Below are 22,090 nucleotides of genomic sequence, written 5' to 3' on the forward strand. Positions count from 1 at the left end.
TCTAAGACGGATATGACGGGCAGGACGATTGCCGTATTCTTCGGAGGATGTTCCACTGAGTATGAAGTTTCTTTGCAATCGGCATGTTCCGTGATTCAAAATATTAATTTAGAGAACTATCATCTGGTTCTGGTGGGAATTGACCGTGATACTGGGAAATGGTTCTGGTATCGTGGCAGTGTCGATGCGATTTCGAGAGACTGCTGGCAGACGAAGGAGGACTGTACGCCGGTATTCCCGTCCGTTGACCGAACAGTTCACGGTATCTGTTATCTGGAGGGAGCTGAATTAAAAAATATTTCTTTGGACGGGGCGCTTCCGATTCTGCACGGGAAGAACGGAGAGGACGGGACGCTTCAGGGGATGTTGGAACTGATAGGCGTCCCTGTGATTGGATGCGGCATGTTAAGCTCCGCGTTATGTATGGACAAAGAGCTGGCGCATCAGATTGTCCGGATGGGCGGGATTCGGGCGGCAAAGTCTGCAGTAATCGGGTATTTCGGGGAATTTCCACAGGAACGGGCAGAAGAAGCAGAGGGAAAGGAACAAGAAAGTCTCTTTGCAGATGGACTTTGGCAGAGCGATGGGGCGGGAGATTTTCGTAAATCTGCAGGGAAAGAGGAAATCTGTGAGAAAGCTAGGAAGATAGGGTATCCTCTGTTCGTAAAACCTGTCCGATCCGGGTCTTCTTTTGGGATTACGAAAGTGCAGTGTGAGGAACAGTTGATTCCGGCAATCCTGGAAGCGTTCCGGCATGATTCCACGGTAATTTTGGAAGAAATGATTGAGGGGTTTGAGGTGGGGTGTGCCATACTTGGCACGGATGAACTGGTGATTGGCGAGGTGGATGAGATTGAATTGTCCGACGGTTTTTTTGACTACACGGAGAAATATACATTGAAGACATCAAGCATCCATGTTCCGGCACGGATTACGCCTAAGAAGGCGAAGGAGATTCAGGAGACGGCCCTTAGGATTTATCGTATGCTTAGGTGTACCGGGTTTGCAAGGGTCGATATGTTCCTTACGCCGGAGGGGGAGATCTATTTTAACGAGGTGAACACCATACCGGGTTTTACGTCCCACAGCCGATATCCCAATATGCTGAAAGAGGCGGGGATGGCGTTTGGTGAAGTGGTGGATCGTTTACTCATGTAAGTATCCTGATTATGGACGGAGAGGTAACAGTGAAGCCGGAAGGCTGAACTGTTACACGGAGAGATGAAGATGGAAAAATTTGTATTGACAAAAGAACATACATACAGCGGCAGCCTGATTCTGGTGACACCGGATTTCTCTTTAAAAAAGGAGCCGGAAATCTGGGAAATGAAGTCTGTTTTCAAAGAGACAGGAACGGGTGGGAGTTCGGAAGATATGAAAAGATCAACGTTGCGTCCGACTCCCGGACAGCCGGACGTTCTGCTTAGGAAAGAGGTTGTAAATGCATTACTAAGACTGCTTGCTGACATTGGATGTAAGGAGGAAATTGCCGCAGTCAGCGGATTTCGGACGCAGCAGGAACAGCAAGAGATATGGAATGATTCCATGAAACAAAATGGAGAAGCATTTACCCGAAAATTCGTTGCAGTACCCGGACACAGTGAGCATCAGAGCGGATATGCCATAGATTTGGCGGAGAATGGGGAGGAAATTGATTTTATCTGTCCTAAATTCCCCAATTTTGGAATCTTCCAAAAATTTCGGGAGAGGATGGCAGATTTTGGGTTTGTGGAACGCTATGTCTCGGGGAAGGAAATGATTACAGGGATTGGGATTGAGCCTTGGCATTTCCGTTATGTGGGCTATCCCCATTCCGTGATTATGGCTGACAGGGGTATTACGCTAGAGGAATATATCGGGTTCCTGAGAAAAGAGACGGGATGGGGGTATCCTTATATTTTCCGGGACGGTGCAGATTGGATTGAGATATCCTGCCTTTCTTTGGAAAATGGGCAGGAGAGAGTCCTTGAAATGCCGGATACGGCAGTGTATCAGGTATCGGGAACCAACGAAGGATGTGCCGTCGTCAGTGTGTGGAGGAAAAACGCGTGAGAAACAGGGAGGGACAGTATGTGTTACGGCAAAAATATGGTTTTCAAACAGAACGGTTCTGTTGCAGGAAAAAATACGGATAGACAGAAAGGACGTGCGTGGATTGAGTTAAATATGGACAATCTTGCCCATAATGTGAAGGAGTTTCGGAACATTCTGCCTAAGGGCTGTGCGTTAATGCCGGCAGTCAAGGCGAATGCATACGGCCATGGCGTGAGACAGATCGGGCAGGCATTGGCAGAGATAGGAATTCAGGATTTTTGCGTGGCGTCTGCCGGTGAGGCTGTGGAACTTAGGAATGCCGGGATTACGGGACAGATTTTGATCTTGGGATATACGCCGCCTTGCCAGTTTGAAGATTTGGTGCATTATCATCTGACACAGACGGTAGTGGATCTGCCGTATGGACGGTTATTGAACGACTTTGGGCGTCCGGTTTTGGTTCATGTGGGAATTGACACAGGGATGCGCCGTCTCGGGGAGCGCAGTGAGGATATGGAAAATATCTTTAAAATTTGGGAACTTGGGAACCTGGACATTAGAGGGGTGTATTCTCATCTGAGCGTACCGGATGGAATTTCCAGGGAAGAGATTGCGTTTACCAGAAAACAGATTGCAGAATTTGAGACCGTGATGTCGGCGCTTCACAGGAACGGAATCGGTGGTTTCCAGACCCACTTGCAAGGGAGCTATGGTGTCCTAAATTATCCGGAGCTTAATAGGTTTGACTATGCCCGGGTTGGGATTGCGCTTTACGGCGTTCTAAGTCTGCCGGGAGACAGGATTGGGGCTGAGGTAACACTAAAGCCTGTGTTGTCCCTGAAAGCGAGGGTTGCCTGTGTGAAGCAGCTTCATGCGAAAGAGCCGGCTGGATATGGACTTTCTTTTACAGCAAAGCGGGAGATGAAGATTGCTGTCGTTTCTATAGGATATGCGGATGGGATTCCGAGAGAATTGTCCAATAAGGGATATGCGTTGATACATGGATACCGGGCAGATATCATCGGACGTGTTTGTATGGATCAACTGCTTCTGGATGTGTCAGGGATCAGGGATGTGTCTGCCGGGGACGAAGCGGTATTTATCGGAAAGAGTGGGGAGCAAACGATATCAGCCTGTGAGGTGGCAGAGTGTGCGGGGACGATTTCCAATGAGATCTTGAGCAGACTGGGAAACAGGGTGGAGCGGGTTTTGAGTGTGTAGAGTGTGCGGCGTAAGTTTTCATCGCATTTCATAGATTTTTGTGTTATACTGTTATCTAAGTGCAGCCGTAGTTTCTGCGGCTGCATTATAGTGTGAGGAATCATCAGGAAGGTTTTCTTCTGTAGGGTTCCGGATTCAAATTTTATGGAGACAGGAGTGATGATATGCCGGTAATCCGACCTTTTAAATGTGTGCGTCCGGCGAAGGACAAGGTTTCTGCCATTGCCGCGCTTCCTTATGACGTGTATAACCGAAAAGAAGCGAAAGAGGTTGTTAAGAACAACCCTCTCTCATTTTTGAAGATAGATCGCCCGGAGACGCAGTTTTCGGACGATGTGGATATGTATTCCCCGGAGGTGTACGTCCGTGCAAGACAGACGCTTGAGGAGATGATGGGGGATGGCTCGTTTGTGGCAGATGAGGAAGTCTGTTTTTATTTGTACGCTTTGACCTATGAAGGAAGGAGTCAGACGGGAATCGTGGGATGCGCGTCGGTTGACGACTATCTTAACGGGGTGATCCGCAGGCATGAGAATACGAAGGAAGACAAGGAGCAGGATCGGATTCGCCATGTGGATACGATGAACGCCCAGACCGGGCCAATCTTTCTTGCCTACCGCAGTTTGCCAGAGCTTGAGCGGATAATCCGGAAAACGAAGGAAGAAAAACCGCTTTTTGATTTTACGTCGGAGGACGGTATTTTACATCAGGTGTGGAAGATTGGAGCGGATTCTGAGGAAGCCTTGAGGATTAAGGAGGCTTTTTCTCATATAGGGTGCGTCTATATTGCAGACGGGCATCACCGGGCGGCATCGGCTGTTAAGGTGGCGCTCAAGCGCCGTAAGGAATCTTTGGGGTATGACGGGACGGAAGAGTTCAACTACTTTCTGTCGGTGTTGTTTCCGGCAGAAGAACTTAGGATATTTGACTATAACCGTGTCGTGAGGGCGCAGGATGGGGTATCGCTTGAGAACATTCTGGAAGGCATTAGAAAGCATTTTTATATAGAAGAAAATCCCACTGTTTTCCGGCCGAGGCGTAAGGGTGAGATTGGAATGTACGGCGGCGGAAAATGGTATCGGCTGACGGCCCACGAGAATCTGTATACAGGGGATCCGGTGGATGATTTAGATGTGTCTATCTTGCAGGATAAGATTTTGGAACCGCTGTTTGGAATCCAAAATCCTAAGGCAGACCCGAGGCTTTCATTTGTCGGGGGAATCCGTGGACTTAGGGAATTGGAGCGGCTTTCCGACGAAGCGGCGGATATGGCGGTTGCATTTTCCATGTATCCGACTTCTATGGAAGAACTGCTTGCCGTAGCGGATTGCGCAAGGCTGATGCCGCCCAAATCTACTTGGTTTGAACCCAAATTAAGGAGCGGATTATTCATACATATGTTTTGATAAACATTCCTTTTTGAGGATTTTTTTGAAAAAAAGCGCAATTATGGGACTTACATCCATAGTTGATATTTTGTTGACAGACTTATGAAGTTGTGATACCATACCCTTCGTTGCACAATACATGTAACAAATTTGTAATAATTGTAATAAAGTTGAAATTATTGAATATACTTTATTAAAACAATGTTCATGTATTGTAACAATAGGAGGGTAGTATTTATGATAAAAAACAAAAAAATTAATTCGGTGATTGCAGTGGTTTCCGCGTGTTCTCTGATGACGGTGGGATTTACCAGTGAGGCGGCATCCGCGCAGCCGGAGGCCAGTCTGGCAATGAATATGAGGGATGCGCAGCAGATTGTGAAGATGCATCGGGACACCCTTCAGGTTACGCCGGATACGCTTATGGTTTCAACGAAGGATAAGATAGAGGCAGAACAGAGGCAGAAGATTGAGGAGGTTGAGCGTAGGGAACGGGAAGCAAAAGAGAAGGCGGAACGGGAAGCAAAGGAGAAAGCAGAACGGGAAGCGGCAGAGCTTCAGTCACAGTATCAGGAATTGATGGCGTCCATTATCTTCTGTGAAGCAGGAAACCAGCCCTATGAAGGTCAGGTTGCAGTAGGTGCGGTAATCATGAATCGAGTAAGGAGCAGCGCTTATCCAAACAGTATCGAAGCAGTGATCTATCAGGCAGGGCAGTTCGGCCCGGCGTCTACCGGCTGGCTTGACAGGGTCAGAAGCAGTCGCGGGTATACGGCGACAGCCATGCAGGCGGCAAACGATGCATTGGCAGGGGCGAATCCCATCGGCGGATGCCTGTATTTCGATCAGGGTGGATACGGGATGAGGATTGGGGCGCATTATTTCCATTAAACATGTACATTTTAGAATTCAGCCGTTCAAACCGGCTTTCTAAGCAGGTTTGTGACGGCTGAAATGTTGTATCTGGCATGCATTACGGGAAGCCCTGTGGGTATCCCTTAATGGACAGAAACCGTCTGCCTCGAAGAGGCATATATTACAGAATTTTCTTAGGGCATAGGATTTTATAATAAACTGCCGAATATGCGCTCAGCGATAAGACAGCCTTACCGTCCTTTAATTCAATGTCTGTTAAATCATATTGCTGTGTGCCGGCATATTCCTGTGCATCGCTTGCCAATAAGAGGGTCAGCCTTTCAGCTTCTTTTAGTTCAATCTCATATTCTTCCTGTTCCTGGTCAGAAAAATTAAAAACAGCCAGAATCCGTTCTTTTTCCCCAATCCGTTCAAAGGCATAGATACACCGCGCTTCCTGATGGCAGTCAATCCAGTGGAAACCTTCTGTCTCGTAGTCTTTCTCGTACAATGCCGGATGTTCCAGATAGATCTGGTTTAAATCTTTCATAAACCGATGGAAGGCGTCGTGAATCGGAAAGGAGAGGATATCCCAGTCCTGCTCCCGTTTTTCGTCCCATTCCCGGAGCTGTCCGAATTCATTGCCCATGAAATTCAGTTTCTTGCCTGGATGGGCGTACATATACATATAGAAAGCCCTTGCCTGAGGGAATTTCTCGTCATAGTCTCCATGCATTTTCTGCATGATGGTCGCTTTGCCGTGGACGACTTCGTCGTGGGAGAGGGGCAGCAGGAAGGCGTCATTATAATAGTACATCATGGAAAAAGTCAGCTTGTGGTAGCTCTCCGGGCGGTATTCTGGGCCGGTACGAAAATAATCCAGCGTGTCATTCATCCACCCCATGTCCCATTTGTAGTCGAATCCAAGTCCGCCTTCATTGACCGGACGGGTGACGCCTGGGTAGGAAGTGGAGTCCTCGGCAGACAGCATGGCGGCGGGGTGCAGTTCTTTCAGGCCCCGGTTCATCTCGCGGATAAAGTCAACGGCTGTGTTATTCACGCCTCTTGCCGGCTCGCCCTGCCAGTAAATGATCCGGCTGATGGCGTCCATACGGATTCCATCAATATGGTATTCCGTGAGCCAATAGTTGGCGGCGGACTGTAGGAAACTGCGGACTTCACCTCTGGAATGCATGAAATTACAGCTTCCCCATTCACTGACTCCCACGTCATGGTGAGGATACTCGTAGAGTGCGGTTCCGTCGTAGTTTGCCAATGCGTAACCATCTACGGCGAAATGAACCGGTACGAAGTCAAGGATTACGCCGATGTCGTTTTGGTGGCACTGGTCTACGAATTCCATCAGTCCAAACGCCGTGCCGTAACGGGCGGTGGGACTGAAAAATCCGGTATTCTGGTATCCCCAGGATTCGTCGCAGGGGTGTTCGCTGAGGGGCATAATTTCCACGTAGTTGTATCCGTTTTCTTTCAGATATGGAATCAGGATTTCGGCCATCTCCGGGTAGGTATACCAGTCGTCTGCCTCTGCCGACGGCTTTCGGAAGGAGCCGAAATGGATCTCATAGATGTTCAGCGGTTTGTCTTTACAGACCGAACGCTTCTGCATCCAGGAAACATCCTGAAAAGGATAGGCAGTAAGGTCGCGTACGATGGAAGCCGTGTTTGGACGGAGTTCCATTCCGAAACCATAGGGATCGCAGTGGTCGATATAGGACTGGTCTTGTTTGTAAATGCGGTACTTGTACATCATCCCGGGTTCTGCGTCTCTTGCATAACATTCCCAGAAATTACCGTCGTAGATTTTGTGCATCTCCCATTCCTGCCAGCCGGTAAATTCTCCAATTAGGGATATCCTTGCCGCTCCCGGTGCAAATGTGCGGAAGGTAACGCCTTCTGCTTCCGGGTGAGCCCCGAGAAACTGGTAGGCGTCAAATATTTTTCCTGTGTAAAATCCATAAAAATCCATAATGTTTCCTCCGAAATGTAAAAAATAATGGACAGCAGTTGTTTATCTGTTTTATAATTATTATACTGGCAATCCGGGCAGGCATCTACCGACAATCCAGACGGATAGGCGGATAAGCGACGATTTGCAGAAAATGTCGGGAAATAGATCTGTAAGGGGGAGGAAAGATATGGATCTGCGGATTGAGAAGACGGAGCGGGAAATTAAGAATGCGTTTATCGGGCTGCGCGCGAAAAAGCCATTAGAGAAGATTACGGTTCGGGAACTCTGCGGGCTGGCTTGTATCAATAAGTCTACATTTTATGCCCATTACAGGGATATTTATGATTTGTCGGACAGCATGGAAGATGAAGTGGTACGGTCGATTACGAACAGTATTTCCCATCCCGAATATATTATGGAGAATCCGGCAGAATTTACGAAGGAGCTGTTTCTGGCGTATCTGTCGCAGAATGCTTTGACGATGATATTGTTCTCCGGAAGCCAAAGGAATAATCTGGTGGACCGGATTGAGACGAGCATTAAAGAGATGGTGTTCCGGAAATACCCGGATTACAGGGGGGACTCGGTCTGGAATATTGTACTGAGCTATTGCATTCAGGGAGCCTACCATACATTTCAGAGAAACCGGGAAGGGGATATGAACACGCTGATTGAGGTGATTGGGGATATTACGGAAGTGGTGAAAGAGGTGTATGAGAAACGGCATTGAACGAAGGGGAGGAGAAAGAATATGCTAATGAAAGCTACGGCTGAAGATATAAAGAAATATGGAGAATGGGCTTATAGCCTTGCCCTGAACCCTATAAAGTCAGGCTATCCCACTTACGGAGACGGCATTAAAACAAAAGCAGATTTCCTTGACGCCGCCAAACGTGCTGTGGCAGGCGAAACATCTGAATTATTGATGTTTCGTATGGATGGAAATGTAGAGGGATGGCTTTCGTATTTTTGGATTTCGGAGGACAAATATCTTCAACTGGATGGATTTTGTATCAATCGCGGAACGCATCAGGCATTAACAGAGCTTATGGATATGCTCGGAACCCGGTTCACCGGCTATACTGCGTATTTCGGTTATGCGGGTGAAAACCGTGATGCAATCGAGTTTCTGCAAGCGCATGACTTCAAATGTATTGAGCAGGCTTGGAACCATTCTTTCTTCTTTGATGGCTATGTGCCGGCAAAATGTGTTCCGGCCGTTGAAAAAGTTTCCCGTCAGAACTTCCATAAGTTTCGGGCTGTATATCACGCAGATCCCGAAACCTATTGGAACTGTGAGCGTATCTTTGAAAGGATTGATGATGGGGTGATCTTCGTTTATAACCAGGATGCGGCTCCTGCTGCAGCGATTTTTTTGATAGGATATGACGGATATTTTGAAATCTACGGAATAGAATTTGCTGACGGAGTGTTTCAAGAGAAAGTGTTCCGTGAACTGCTTACATCTTCTCTGGGCGAGTGTAAACGTTTGGGGGCAAAGTATATGACATACTTGTGCAAAGAGGAAGAAAAGCACATTTTGGCTGAACTCGGATTCAAGTGTGTAGGGCAGTATGTCTTGTATAGCAAAACGTTATGATGAGGTGTTCGTTTCCGGTTGAAGGAAAGATTTGCTAAATTATATATTGACAGAAAGAACGCTTGTTTGTATAATATAAAAAGAACAAGCGTTCTTTTTTGTTATCATTTATGAGGGAGACAATATGAGAATTCAGGAATCTATGACAATGTATGAAAAACTGAATATTCTGACGGATGCCGCTAAGTATGATGTGGCATGCACATCCAGCGGGACAGAGCGTAAGAGTGACGGGACGGGAATCGGGAGCTGCGAACTTTCGGGAATCTGTCACAGTTTCTCGGCCGACGGAAGATGCATCTCCCTGCTCAAGATTCTTTTTACGAATGAGTGTATCTATGACTGTAAGTATTGCGTCAACCGCAGGAGTAATGATGTGGTACGGGCTTCGTTTACGCCGGATGAGGTGTGTATGCTTACGATGGAATTCTATCGCAGGAATTATATTGAAGGATTGTTTTTAAGCTCCGGCATCCTGCACAGCCCGGATTATACGATGGAATTGCTCTATGCCACGCTTTACCGTCTAAGGCGGGAACACCATTTTCAAGGGTATATCCATGTGAAGGCCATACCCGGCGCAAGTCAGGAACTAATCCAGCGGACGGGATTTCTGGCAGACAGGATGAGCGTGAATCTGGAACTTCCTACGGCGGAGAGTCTCAGAGTTCTTGCGCCCCACAAGTCCAGAAAGAATATCCTGACGCCTATGCGTCTGGTTCAGAACCGGATGACGGAGAATAAGCAGGAACTACAGCTATACCGGAATGCTCCCCGGTTTGTCCCGGCAGGGCAGAGTACCCAGATGATTATAGGCGCGACGCCGGAGACGGATTTCCAGATTATACAGGTGGCAGAATCTTTATACCAGAAGTTTGAGCTAAAGCGGGTATTCTATTCGGCTTTCGTTCATGTGAACGAAGACGCCGCCCTCCCTGCGAAGACGGGAGAAGGACCGCCGCTTTTGCGGGAACACCGTCTGTATCAGGCAGACTGGCTGTTAAGATATTACCATTTTCAGGCAGACGAGCTGCTGTCGGAGGAGAATCCGAATTTTAATGTGGTGTTTGACCCCAAGTGTAACTGGGCGCTAACGCATCTGGAGGAGTTCCCTGTGGAGGTGAACCGGGCGGATTATAAGATGCTGCTTCGCGTACCGGGTATCGGCTATAAGTCGGCCGTGCGGATTGTGAAGGCAAGGCGGCTGGGGATGCTGGATTTTGCAGATTTAAAGAAGATTGGAGTCGTCCTGAAACGGGCGCTGTATTTTATCACTTGTAACGGCAGGATGATGTATCCTACGAAGATGGACGAGGATTATATCACAAGGAACCTGTTGAGTGCAGGGGAAAAACTGCCTGCGGAGGTGACGGGGATGGGATACCGCCAGATTTCGCTGTTCGACGATGTACGGTTCGGAAATTGCCGTGAGATGGCATTGTAATTAGTGTACTGACACATTTATATGACCTAATCCAACGCGGCAGATGGAAATTCAGGCAAGTTGTGATTTGATATAGAGGTGGATATGAAAACAGTTTATGTGTGTAACGATACGGTAACGGGGATTTTTTCCGGGATTTATGATGCCTGGAAAGCAGGAAAGGGAGAAGACGACTGTGAGATTGCTCTGCGCGGCATGCTGGATTTCCAGTTGTTCTGCGATTATGTCGAAGTGGAAGAGACAAAGCGCAAGGCTTGCGCGGTGGAGGCGTTGATTAAGAAGCATCTGGGAGAACATGCATATGGGGCAATTTACCATGCGGTAATGTCGGAGGATAAGGGGAAGGGAGATGCGGTTTTAGGAACGATGCTTGCCGCCAGAGGTCTTCCGGACAGTACGAAGATCATGGATCATCTCGGCCATCCCAAGGTGGAGAGGGTATTTGAACTGAGCAGGAATGTGTTTGGAGAGGCCCACAGCTACAAGGGATTTCTAAGGTTCCGGGAATTGAGAAATGGTGTCCTGTACGCTGAGATAGCGCCTAAGAACCAGATTTTAACCTGTCTGGCGCCACATTTTGAAGACCGGCTCCCGGTAGAGAACTGGATGATCCATGACAAGAACCATAAGATGTTCGCAGTCCACGAGGCAGGGAAAAAGTGGGTTCTGGTATGGGGAGAGAAGTTTGATGCAGAGGTTTTTGAGAATGTCTCCGACAAAGAAGAGGAATATGCAAGGCTGTGGACGGGATTCTGCCAGACGATTGCCATTGAATCCCGTATAAATCCCAGATGCCAGAGGCAGAATCTTCCTTACCGGTACCGGGAAGATATGGTTGAGTTTCAAGGGATGAAAAAAAATGCACTGTAAACCGCAACGCCATGGTATAATAGTCAGAGTTATACTACTCAAAGGATAGGGAGTGTGTTTCATGGCATACGCGGTACCCCTGAGTGGAGAGGATGGAATTGGTGCATATGGACAAGGAGCAGCCGTTAATCAGAATTTCCGTGAGGAATCTGGTGGAATTTGTTCTTAGGAGCGGTGATATTGACAATCGGGCAGCAGGGGCAGATCGGGATGCCATGCTGCTTGGCGGGAAGATTCACAGGAAGATTCAAAGGAAGATGGGGGCAGAATACCAGGCGGAGGTGCCTCTCAAACATGAGGAAGCCTGCAATGGTTTTTCATTGTTGGTAGAGGGACGTGCAGACGGGGTGATCCGGTGTCCGGAAGGAATCGTGATTGATGAGATTAAGGGGATTTTCAGGGAGTTGGAGTATCTGGAAGAACCGGTGGAAGTACATCTGGCACAGGCCAAGTGTTATGCATATATCTATGCATGCAGCCATGGCCTGGAAGAGATTGGGGTGCAGATGACGTACTGCAATCTGGAGACAGAGGAGATTAAGCGATTCCAAAGTGTCTATGGATTCGATGGATTGAAGGCATGGTTTCTGGATATATTGGGACGCTATGAGAAGTGGGCGAGATACCAGATTGAGTGGAAATCGAAGCGGGATGCTTCGATTAAGAAGGTGGAGTTTCCGTTTTCGTACCGGGAGGGACAGAAGGAATTGGTATCTTCCGTATACCGGACGATTTTACGGAAGAAGAAGCTGTTTATCCAGGCTCCTACAGGGGTAGGCAAGACGATTTCCAGCGTTTTCCCGGCTGTGAAAGCAGTGGGGGAAGGGCTTGGAGAAAAGATATTCTATCTGACGGCGAAGACGATTACCAGGACGGTTGCGTGGCAGGCATTCGAGACGCTTAGGGAACAGTGCTTGCGGATGAAGGTCATTGTCCTTACGGCGAAGGAGAAGATCTGTTTCTGTGAGGAGACGAATTGCAACCCGGATGCCTGTCCCTATGCAAAAGGACATTATGATAGGGTGAATGATGCAGTATATGAGTTGATTACGGCTTCCGATGAACTGAATCGGGAGATTTTAGAGGAACAGGCGAGAAAGTGGAAGGTATGCCCCCATGAGATGAGCCTGGACGTATCGGAGTGGGCGGATGCTGTTATCTGTGACTACAACTATGTATTTGACCCCAATGCCCATCTAAGGAGATTTTTTGGAGAGGGGAATAAAGGGGAATATCTGTTTTTGATTGACGAAGCCCATAATCTTGTGGAGCGGGGCAGGAAGATGTATAGCGCCGATATTTACAAGGAGGATTTCCTGAAGATTAAGAAACTGGTCAAGCTGAGGGACAAAAAGCTGGCGGGAAGGCTGGAAGAATGCAACCGGCAGTTGCTTGCCCTGAAAAGAGAGTGTGAGGGATGTCAGGTATTGAACAGTGTCTCACATGTTTATATGAAATTGATGTCGCTTATGACGGAGCTGGAGCGGTTTTTGGAAGAGTGCAGGGATGAGGAGATTCACAAAGAGACGCTGGATTTGTATTTCACAGTAAGAATGTTTCTCGATATCCATGACAGGCTGGATGAAAATTACATGATTTACTCAGAACTTGAGGATACAGGGAGATTCAAACTCTGCCTGTTCTGCGTGAATCCGGCGAACTGTCTGAAGGAATTTCTGGATAAGGGGAACAGTACCGTGTTCTTTTCTGCAACACTTCTCCCAATCCATTATTATAGGAAGCTTCTCAGTACATCGAAGGAAGATTATGCGATTTATGCAGAATCTCCTTTTGATCCCAAGAACAGAAGGCTTCTTCTTGGGATGGACGTCAGTACGAAGTATACCAGACGGTGCGGGGAGATGTACCGGCGGTATGCAAGATACCTGATTCGTGTCGCTCAAGCAAAAGCGGGGAATTATATGGCATTTTTCCCATCCTACCAATTCATGGAGGAAGTGTATGAGGAATTTCTTGGAATTCTTAGGGAGGGAGAAGCGGGAGATGAGATTGAATACGTGATGCAGTCCCGTCATATGACGGAGGAGGCACGAGAGATTTTCCTTGAAAATTTCGAGGAAACCCGCAGGAACAGCTTGATAGGGTTCTGTGTGATGGGCGGGATTTTTTCTGAGGGCATAGACCTTGTGCAGGACCGGTTAATCGGAGCCGTGATTGTCGGTACGGGGCTTCCGCAGGTGTGCCGGGAGAGGGAGTTGCTGAAATCCTATTTTGACGCCCTTGGATACCGGGGATTTGATTATGCATATCTCTATCCAGGTATGAACAAGGTGCTTCAGTCAGCGGGGAGGGTAATCCGCACGGATGAGGACCGGGGTGTGATTCTTCTGTTGGACGAGCGGTTCGGCGATGGAAGGTATCAGGAGACATTCCCGAGAGAGTGGAGGGAGTATGGCGTCTGTTCTGTAGATACGGTGGCGGGGCAGATGGAGGAGTTCTGGAAGAAACAGAGTGAGACGGAATAGGAGATAGTGGAAGAATGATAACAAGGGAAGGGACCAGAAGGGAGGTTGCAGCAGATTGTTTGGCATGTTTTGGGATGATGCTGGTAATCTTTGCAATGCTTCTGACCAGTTTTCAACTGGCGATCTATGGAGATCCGGATTATAAATTCTATGAGAAAGAATATCAGAAATATCATGTTACAGATTCGCTTGGCATGAAGCTTGACGATGTCATGAAGGTGACGGACTATATGATGGATTATCTGATTGGAAGGGAGGAGGAGCTGTCCATTGTGACGGAAGTGGACGGCAGGGAGCAGGATTTTTTTAATGAGCAGGACCGTTTTCATATGGGAGAAGTACGCGACCTGTTTCTCGGAGGATTGCGGCTTAGGAATGGGTGTGCCGCGGCTGCATTATTGCTGCTTCTTGGAGCGGGTTTTTGGAAGGCGGACTTTAAGAGGCTCCTCCCTAAGGCTTATCTTAGGGCAGTCCTCATATGGCTTGCTTGGGGCAGTCTGCTTGCCGTTGCATTTACCGTAGATTTTACACGGTGTTTTACTATTTTCCATGAGATTTTTTTCGACAATGATCTGTGGATGTTTAACCCCAGTGAAGACTATATGATACGGATGCTCCCGGAAGGGTTCTTTTCCGATATGGTGATAAGGATTGGGGTGACGTTTCTTGGGATGACTGCGGCTTTAGGGATTGTATTCATAATCTGGCGTAAGTCCATTTTCTATTATACAAAAATATGGTATAATAACTAGTGTAGTGTATCACTCATCACACTAGTATAGTCGGTTGGCTGGTGATATATGGCAAAAACAGCAGAAAAATCAGGTATGGAGGAGAAGGTATGGGCAAAGTAAGACGAGTGTATGTAGAGAAGAAAGAAGGCTTTGGAGTGCAGGCGAAGGAGCTGCGGCATGAGATCAGCAGTTATCTCGGTATCCGGGATGTAGAGAATGTGCGTGTCCTGATCCGCTATGACGTGGAGAATATTTCGGATGAGACGTTTCAGAAAGCATGCCGGGGTGTCTTTGCGGAACCTCCGGTGGATATGTTGTATCAGGAAGATTTCCCAATGACTGAATCCTGTCGGGCGTTCTCGGTGGAGTTCCTGCCGGGACAGTTTGACCAGAGGGCGGATTCGGCGGTTCAGTGTGTACAGTTCATCAAGGAAGATGAGCAGCCTGTGATTCAGACGGCGACGACGTATGTGATCCAGGGAAAGGACGCAATGATCTCAGATGAAGAATTCGAGAGGATAAAGGCACACTGCATCAATCCGGTTGATTCCAGAGAGACTGGGATGGAGAAGCCGGATACGCTGGTCGCTAAGTTTGACGAGCCGGAGGATGTGAAAGTGTTCGGCGGGTTTAAGGATATGGAGGAGAATCAATTAAAGGAATTATATGATTCTCTGGGGCTTGCGATGACCTTCAAGGATTTCCTGCATATTCAGAATTATTTTAACGGACAGGAAGATAGAGATCCGACCATGACGGAAATCCGTGTTCTTGATACCTATTGGTCTGACCACTGCCGACACACCACATTTTCGACGGAGCTTACGGAGATATCCTTTGGAGACGGGGATTACAGGGAGCCGATGGAAGCGACCTATCGGAAGTATCTGGCGGATCACAGTGAGATCTTCAAAGGGAGAGAGGACAAGTTCGTATGTCTGATGGATCTGGCATTGATGGCGATGCGTAAGCTGAAGCGGGAAGGGAAGCTTAATGACCAGGAAGAGTCTGACGAGATCAATGCATGTAGTATCGTTGTGCCTGTCAAGGTAGACGGCGCAGAGGAAGAGTGGCTTGTAAACTTCAAGAATGAAACCCATAACCACCCGACGGAGATTGAGCCGTTCGGAGGTGCGGCAACCTGTCTTGGAGGGGCAATTCGCGACCCGTTGTCAGGCCGTACCTATGTCTATCAGGCGATGCGTGTGACCGGTGCGGCAGATCCTACCGTATCTGTGGGCGACACCATGAAGGGGAAACTGCCTCAGAAAAAGCTTGTCCGTGAGGCTGCCCATGGCTATAGCTCCTACGGAAACCAGATAGGGCTTGCCACCGGAGCAGTGAAGGAGATTTACCATCCAAATTATGTAGCGAAGCGCATGGAGATCGGAGCCGTGTTAGGGGCTGCGCCCAGACGTGCCGTAATCCGTGAGACTTCCGACCCGGGAGATATCATCATTCTGCTTGGCGGACGTACCGGGCGGGATGGCTGCGGCGGCGCAACCGGTTCTTCAAAGGTGCATACGGAGGAATCCACGAAGACCTGCGGAGCCGAAGTGCAGAAAGGAAATCCGCCGACAGAACGTAAAATCCAGCGTTTGTTCCGCCGTGAGGAAGTCAGCAGACTGATTAAGAAGTGTAATGATTTCGGCGCCGGCGGAGTGTCCGTGGCGATTGGGGAGCTTGCAGACGGTCTTAGGGTGGATTTGGATAAGGTTCCTAAGAAGTATGCAGGCCTTGACGGCACGGAGATCGCTATCTCAGAATCTCAGGAGCGTATGGCTGTGGTTGTGGATCCGAAAAATGTGGATGAGTTCATGGGATATGCGAAAGAAGAGAATCTGGAGTCTACCTGTGTCGCAGTCGTAACAGAGGAACCGAGGCTTGTGCTGTCATGGAGGGGAAAGGAGATTGTGAATCTTTCCCGCGCATTTCTGGATACAAACGGGGCGCATCAGGAAACGAAGGTTGCGGTGGATATCCCAAGCAGGAAGGACAATATCCTTGTGAGAGAAGAGGTTGGTGACGTAAGAGAACGCTGGATGTCGGCGCTTGGGGATTTGAATGTCTGTTCCCAGAAGGGGCTTGTGGAGATGTTCGACGGTTCTATTGGGGCGTCGTCTGTGTTCATGCCTCATGGAGGCAAGTATCAGCTGACGGAGACGCAGGCGATGGTAGCGAAGCTTCCGGTGCTTGGGGGCGACTGTGATACGGTGACGATGATGAGTTATGGCTTTGATCCGTACCTTTCAACCTGGAGCCCATATCATGGGGCAATTTACGCCGTGACGGAATCTGTGGCGAAGATTGTCGCAGCGGGCGGCGACCACAGCAAGATCCGGTTTACGTTCCAGGAGTATTTCCGGCGTATGACAGAAGACCCTCACAGATGGAGCCAGCCGTTTGCCGCACTTCTGGGTGCGTATGATGCGCAGCTTGGTTTTGGGCTGCCATCTATCGGAGGCAAGGACAGTATGTCAGGAACTTTTGAGGATATTGACGTACCGCCCACACTGGTATCTTTTGCCGTAGACGTGGCGCAGGAAAAGGATGTCATTACGCCGGAGTTAAAACGTGCGGGCAGTAAGCTGGTATGGCTGCGCACAATGACGGACGAGTATGATATCCCGGTTTACGGACAGGTAATGGAACAGTACGGGAAGTTTACGCAAGATATCCGTGAGGGAAGGATTTTATCTGCGTATGCCCTTGACAGGCATGGGATTGCAGCCGCAGTCAGCAAGATGGCGTTCGGCAACCGGATGGGCGTAAAGATTGAACATAATGTGGATGAACGGGATTTGTTTACACCGGCATTTGGTGATATCATTGCAGAGGTGCCGGCAGAAAAGGTAGGGGAGCTTAGGATTACTTATACGGTAATCGGAGAGGTGACGGATGACGCTGCGTTCTCCTACCGTGACGTCAGGATTGCCGAATCAGAAGCGGAAGCGGCATGGAAGGGAACTCTTGAGAAGGTATTTCCGACGAACTCGGGCGCAAAGGGGCAGGATGTGAAGATTGAGAAGGGGCTTTATGAGACGAAAGACGTCCATATCTGCACCCATAAGATTGCACAGCCCACCGTTTTTATTCCGGTCTTTCCGGGAACGAATTGTGAGTATGACAGCGCGAAGGCATTTGAGCGGGCAGGTGCGAAGACGATAGTCCGGGTGTTCCGGAACAGGAATGCAGAGGATATCCTGGACTCTGTGAGTGTCTTTGAGAAGGCTATCGGTCAGTCGCAGATTATTATGTTCCCAGGAGGATTCAGTGCAGGAGATGAACCGGACGGTTCTGCGAAGTTTTTTGCAACGGCGTTCCAGAATGCGAAGATGAAGGAAGCCGTAGAGAAGCTTCTGAATGAGCGCGACGGTCTTGTGCTTGGAATCTGTAACGGTTTCCAGACTCTTGTAAAACTGGGGCTGGTTCCGGGAGGAGAGATAACAGGGCAGAAGGAAGATTCGCCGACTCTGACTTATAATACCATTGGACGTCATATCTCAAAGATGGTGTATACGAAGGTAGTGACGAACAAGTCGCCATGGCTTCAGAAGGCGGAGCTGGGCGGCGTCTATACGAACCCGGCGTCCCATGGAGAGGGGCGTTTCGTAGCCAATGGGCAGTGGCTTGAGAAGTTATTTGCCAATGGGCAGGTGGCGACACAGTATTGTGACCCGGATGGAAATATCTCCATGGACGAGGAGTGGAATGTGAATGGCTCTTACTGTGCGGTTGAAGGGATTACCAGCCCGGACGGACGGGTATTCGGCAAGATGGCGCACTCGGAGAGACGTGCAAGGTCTGTAGCAATGAATATATACGGGGAACAGGATCTTAAACTCTTTGAGTCGGGAGTTGCATATTTTAGATAGAAGGGAATCAGGACAAGGCACAGCACACAAAGAAGGCATGAGGCTGTGCTTTGCCCTTTTTTTCACCATACCTGTAAGTTTGGTTTTAAGCAAACAAAAAAACTGCCTGAAGCAGTTTTTTAATTACCACATCTTGTTAAGCTGTTGCCGGTATACAAACTGGCGGATATCTCGCTCGGCATTCTTATGCATATTCTCAAATTGACATCCATAACCGAAATAATTATCCCGGATGATGGTCTCGCGTAAGATGGAAGCCTGCACCTCCTGAGGTTTCTTCATAAAGCTGTACTCGAATTCAATATGTTCCCCTATGTCCAGGTGTTGGTTCGTCGTCAGGTAGACGCCGCCCACGCTGATATTCTGGATAACACCGGTGAAAGGACCATGGTTTTCGGATAGTAAAGACACCTCTTTCGCCATCCGTACCCTAAGTTCCTCCTGACGTTGCAGAATCTCAATCAACTCCAGAATCTTACAGTCGGCAATCCATGGCTCCAGTATGTAAGGGTCTGTATTCTTCCTCACTTCAAGTTCGCTGAACGTCTTAACATAACCAACCTGGCTGTCGCAGAAATCAATCCTAAGCCGATCGATATGTTCGTCCAGACCGCTCTCATCCTCAAAATGAAGCGTAATCTTATCCTCTGCGCACTTGACCCTGGCTTTCAGCAGGATCTCCGTATCGGACCCTGGCTCATAGACGATGCATGAGTTACAATTCTTTAGGATCATGACTTGAAAAATTCCTCCTTATAGAAGTAAATCCATTTGACTAGACCTATTCTATCATGATGATTCGTGAATTGCAATGGCATTTTAAAATAATGGTGACGAATTGTGGTGGTGAAACCGTGGGAAAATCATAAGAAATAGATAAGAAACAGAGAAATTTCAGAAAGGAATTGATTTCACAGGTAGGATTGTTTATAATGAATCTGGTAAGATGCAGATATTTATGCTTTCATTTTGAGATAAAATTATGTAAGGCGAAGTCCAAAAGCACGGCGCGCCGTAGAAGATAGGAACTAAGAAGAGGGATATAAGCATGTTTAAAAAGACAAAAAAGTTTCTAATAAGCAGTGTGTGTGGGCTGGTTGTATTGTGTATCGTCATTTTTCTCTGGCTTGGTTCGGCAATGAGCCAAAAGAGTTATGATGCGATTAATGAGGTCGGCCAGCTTTATATGTCTGAGATGAGCGTCCAGTTGCAGCAGAAATTTAACGCTGTAATCGATCTTCAGGTATCAAGGGTGCGTGCTGTGATTAAGCGTACTCCGCCGCAAGAGGCGGTTTACGGCGATGAGATGCTTGCGGAGCTGCGTTTAAGCGCAGAGGTCCGCGAGTTCGTACATTTTGGCATCTACCGGAAAGATGGCGGGCATGAGACCATTTACGGCGGAGAAGTGGAATTCCTAAGTGAAGAGGAATTCCAGGATACCTTGAATATAGAAGAGAAGATTATTACAAGCGGTTATGACGAGAACGGGACGAAGCTGCTTCTTTTGGTGGTGGATGCGTCCTACCCGATGGGAGATGGGGGGCAAAGCGACGTAGTGGTAGCAGGGATACCGATGGAATATCTGGAGAATGCCCTGGTCCTGGAAGGGGACGGAACTATGGTCTATTCCCATATTATCCGCAAGGACGGGGAGTTTGTGGTACGTTCGGGCAATGCTTTCCGTGAGAATTATTTTACACGTATTGATGAGACTGTTTCGGATAAGAGCCCGTCTACCCCTGAGGAATACATCAGTCAGTTTAAGAGTTCCATTAAACATGGCGTGAATTATTCCGCGCTGATGATTGATAAGACCGGAATCCACCAGCATATGTATGCGGCTCCTCTGGAAGGGACGGACTGGTATCTGGTGTCCGTCATGCCTTATGGTGTCCTGGATGGAGTCATCATGAAGCTGAACCGCGTACAGCAGATTACGGTGTTGGCGGCATGCGGTGTGATTCTGCTGGCGTTGGCAATTATCTTTATCCGGTATTATAATTTGTCACAGCAGCAGCTGCGGGAGCTTGAGAAGGCAGAGAAGAAGGCGTTCCGGGCAAGTCAGGCAAAGAGTGAGTTTTTGTCCAGCATGAGTCATGATATCCGGACTCCGATGAACGGGATTGTGGGAATGACGGCAATTGCGCTGGCAAATGTGGAAGATCCGGACAGGGTACGGGACTGTTTAAAAAAGATTGGCCTTTCAAGCAGACATTTGCTGGGATTGATCAATGACGTGCTGGATATGTCTAAGATTGAGAGTGGGAAACTGTCGCTGAATATTGACGTACTCTCGCTGCGGGAGACAATGGAAAGTATTGTGAATATCGTACAGCCTCAGATTCGGGAGCGAGGACAGCATTTTGATATCTTTATCAGGGATATCCAGGCAGAGAATGTATACTGTGACAGTGTGCGCCTGAATCAGGTGCTTATCAATCTTCTGTCTAATGCGATTAAATTTACGCCGACGGATGGCAGAATTAATGTGTATCTGGAGCAGGAAGATTCTCCGTTAGGAAGCAGCCATGTACGCTGCCATTTCCGTGTGAAGGATACGGGAATCGGAATGTCCCAGGAATTCCAGAACAAGATATTTGACACGTTTTCCAGGGAGGACTCTAAGGTACAGAAGATAGAAGGTACTGGGCTTGGCATGTCGATTACCAAGGTAATTGTGGATATGATGGGAGGAACCATCGGGGTTGAGAGCAAACAGGGCGTGGGAAGTGAGTTCCATATTGTAGTGGATTTTGAGAAGGCGGCCGTTGAAGAGGTAGATATGATCCTGCCGCCATGGCGTCTGTTGGTTGTGGATAATAATGAGGACTTGTGCCGCAGCGCGGCGTCGGCATTGAAGGAGATTGGCGTGGATGCCCAATGGGCGCTGGACGGGGAGTGTGCAGTCCGGATGGTTGAGGAGCATTATAGGAAACATACGGCTTATGACGTTGTGCTGTTAGACTGGAAGATGCCAGGGATGAACGGTTTGGAGACGACCAAAGAGATTCGCAAGATTGTGGGCGATGAGCTTCCGATTCTCATCATTTCCGCATATGACTGGAGCGATATTGAAGATGAGGCCCGCGCCGCAGGGGCACATGGATTTATCTCCAAGCCATTATTCAAGTCCAATCTCTATCTTGGGCTTAGCAAGTACATGGGAGGCAGCGTCCCGGAAGAGAAACAGGAGGCGGAGCAGTTGCATTTCGAGGGGCTTCATATCTTGTTAGCGGAAGATAATGAGCTGAACTGGGAGATTGCCCATGAGATTCTTACGGAAGTCGGATTTGAGGTTGACTGGGCGGAGGACGGAAAGATCTGTGTAGATAAGTTCAGTCAGTCAGAGCCGGGGTATTACGACGTGGTCCTGATGGATATCCGGATGCCGGTCATGAACGGATATGAGGCGGCAAAAGCTTTGCGCTCACTTGACAGGCCGGATGCAAACCTGCCGATTATTGCCATGACGGCAGATGCGTTCTCGGAGGATATCCAGCATTGTCTTGAGTGCGGCATGAATGAACATGTAGCGAAGCCAATCGACATACAGAAGTTAATGAAACTTTTGAAAACATATTTAAATTAAAAATCTATATCAATAAATTGGAAGG

The 22,090-nt window shown here is 48.3% G+C and carries 15 protein-coding genes; 13 read left to right on the top strand and 2 right to left on the bottom strand.

Translation table 11 applies throughout. The features are described 5' to 3' along the window. Positions 1–12 precede the first annotated feature (12 nt). The 5 genes from AC6I3O_RS11920 to AC6I3O_RS11940 all read left to right on the top strand — a co-directional run bounded on the left by AC6I3O_RS11920 (position 13) and on the right by AC6I3O_RS11940 (position 5,534). Positions 13–1,158: a D-alanine--D-alanine ligase family protein gene (locus tag AC6I3O_RS11920; RefSeq protein WP_497853457.1), complete on the top strand. Its 1,146-nt coding sequence runs from the start codon at positions 13–15 to the stop codon at positions 1,156–1,158. A 69-nt stretch (positions 1,159–1,227) separates the two neighbouring features. Beyond that, positions 1,228–2,052 (top strand): D-alanyl-D-alanine carboxypeptidase family protein, encoded by an 825-nt coding sequence (locus AC6I3O_RS11925; protein WP_497851068.1) that lies wholly within the window; start codon positions 1,228–1,230, stop codon positions 2,050–2,052. 18 nt (positions 2,053–2,070) lie between these two features. Continuing rightward, positions 2,071–3,255, top strand: a complete 1,185-nt coding sequence (gene vanT / locus AC6I3O_RS11930; protein ID WP_497851069.1) for a serine racemase VanT catalytic subunit — start codon at positions 2,071–2,073, stop codon at positions 3,253–3,255. A 164-nt stretch (positions 3,256–3,419) separates the two neighbouring features. Beyond that, positions 3,420–4,661 carry a DUF1015 domain-containing protein gene (locus tag AC6I3O_RS11935; RefSeq protein WP_497851070.1) on the top strand — a complete coding sequence of 414 codons (1,242 nt, stop codon included), beginning with the start codon at positions 3,420–3,422 and terminating at the stop codon, positions 4,659–4,661. Between the two features lie 219 nt (positions 4,662–4,880). Then, the gene (locus AC6I3O_RS11940) at positions 4,881–5,534 is read left to right on the top strand and encodes a cell wall hydrolase (RefSeq protein ID WP_497851071.1); all 654 of its coding nucleotides are present in this window, start codon (positions 4,881–4,883) and stop codon (positions 5,532–5,534) included. Between the two features lie 145 nt (positions 5,535–5,679). Here AC6I3O_RS11940 and glgB read toward each other — a convergent pair whose 3' ends face one another. Then, entirely contained in the window at positions 5,680–7,485 is a 1,806-nt protein-coding gene (glgB, locus tag AC6I3O_RS11945; RefSeq protein ID WP_497851072.1) for a 1,4-alpha-glucan branching protein GlgB, read from the bottom strand. Positions 7,486–7,654: 169 nt separating this feature from the next. Between glgB and AC6I3O_RS11950 the strand changes: the two genes are divergently transcribed. From AC6I3O_RS11950 to AC6I3O_RS11980, 7 genes are all read left to right on the top strand, one after another. Further along, positions 7,655–8,197 (top strand): TetR/AcrR family transcriptional regulator, encoded by a 543-nt coding sequence (locus AC6I3O_RS11950; RefSeq protein ID WP_497851073.1) that lies wholly within the window; start codon positions 7,655–7,657, stop codon positions 8,195–8,197. A gap of 21 nt (positions 8,198–8,218) precedes the next feature. Further along, positions 8,219–9,067: a hypothetical protein gene (locus tag AC6I3O_RS11955; RefSeq protein ID WP_497851074.1), complete on the top strand. Its 849-nt coding sequence runs from the start codon at positions 8,219–8,221 to the stop codon at positions 9,065–9,067. 124 nt (positions 9,068–9,191) lie between these two features. Continuing rightward, a complete protein-coding gene (locus AC6I3O_RS11960; protein ID WP_497851075.1) occupies positions 9,192–10,511 on the top strand; it encodes a putative DNA modification/repair radical SAM protein in 1,320 nt (439 codons plus the stop codon). Positions 10,512–10,595: 84 nt separating this feature from the next. Beyond that, a complete protein-coding gene (locus tag AC6I3O_RS11965; RefSeq protein ID WP_497851076.1) occupies positions 10,596–11,381 on the top strand; it encodes a TIGR03915 family putative DNA repair protein in 786 nt (261 codons plus the stop codon). A gap of 107 nt (positions 11,382–11,488) precedes the next feature. Continuing rightward, entirely contained in the window at positions 11,489–13,867 is a 2,379-nt protein-coding gene (locus AC6I3O_RS11970; protein WP_497851077.1) for an ATP-dependent DNA helicase, read from the top strand. A gap of 14 nt (positions 13,868–13,881) precedes the next feature. Beyond that, entirely contained in the window at positions 13,882–14,619 is a 738-nt protein-coding gene (locus AC6I3O_RS11975) for a TIGR01906 family membrane protein (protein WP_497851078.1), read from the top strand. An 89-nt stretch (positions 14,620–14,708) separates the two neighbouring features. Next, the gene (locus AC6I3O_RS11980; protein WP_497851079.1) at positions 14,709–18,476 is read left to right on the top strand and encodes a phosphoribosylformylglycinamidine synthase; all 3,768 of its coding nucleotides are present in this window, start codon (positions 14,709–14,711) and stop codon (positions 18,474–18,476) included. A 123-nt stretch (positions 18,477–18,599) separates the two neighbouring features. Here the strand turns inward: AC6I3O_RS11980 and AC6I3O_RS11985 are convergent, their stop codons facing one another. Continuing rightward, positions 18,600–19,211: a PilZ domain-containing protein gene (locus AC6I3O_RS11985; protein WP_497851080.1), complete on the bottom strand. Its 612-nt coding sequence runs from the start codon at positions 19,209–19,211 to the stop codon at positions 18,600–18,602. A 313-nt stretch (positions 19,212–19,524) separates the two neighbouring features. Here AC6I3O_RS11985 and AC6I3O_RS11990 point away from each other — a divergent pair, with 313 nt between their 5' ends. Then, positions 19,525–22,065, top strand: coding sequence for a hybrid sensor histidine kinase/response regulator (locus AC6I3O_RS11990; protein WP_497851081.1), 2,541 nt, complete (start codon positions 19,525–19,527; stop codon positions 22,063–22,065). Positions 22,066–22,090: the final 25 nt, after the last annotated feature.

This window comes from Sporofaciens sp. St.21A7, assembly GCF_059728535.1.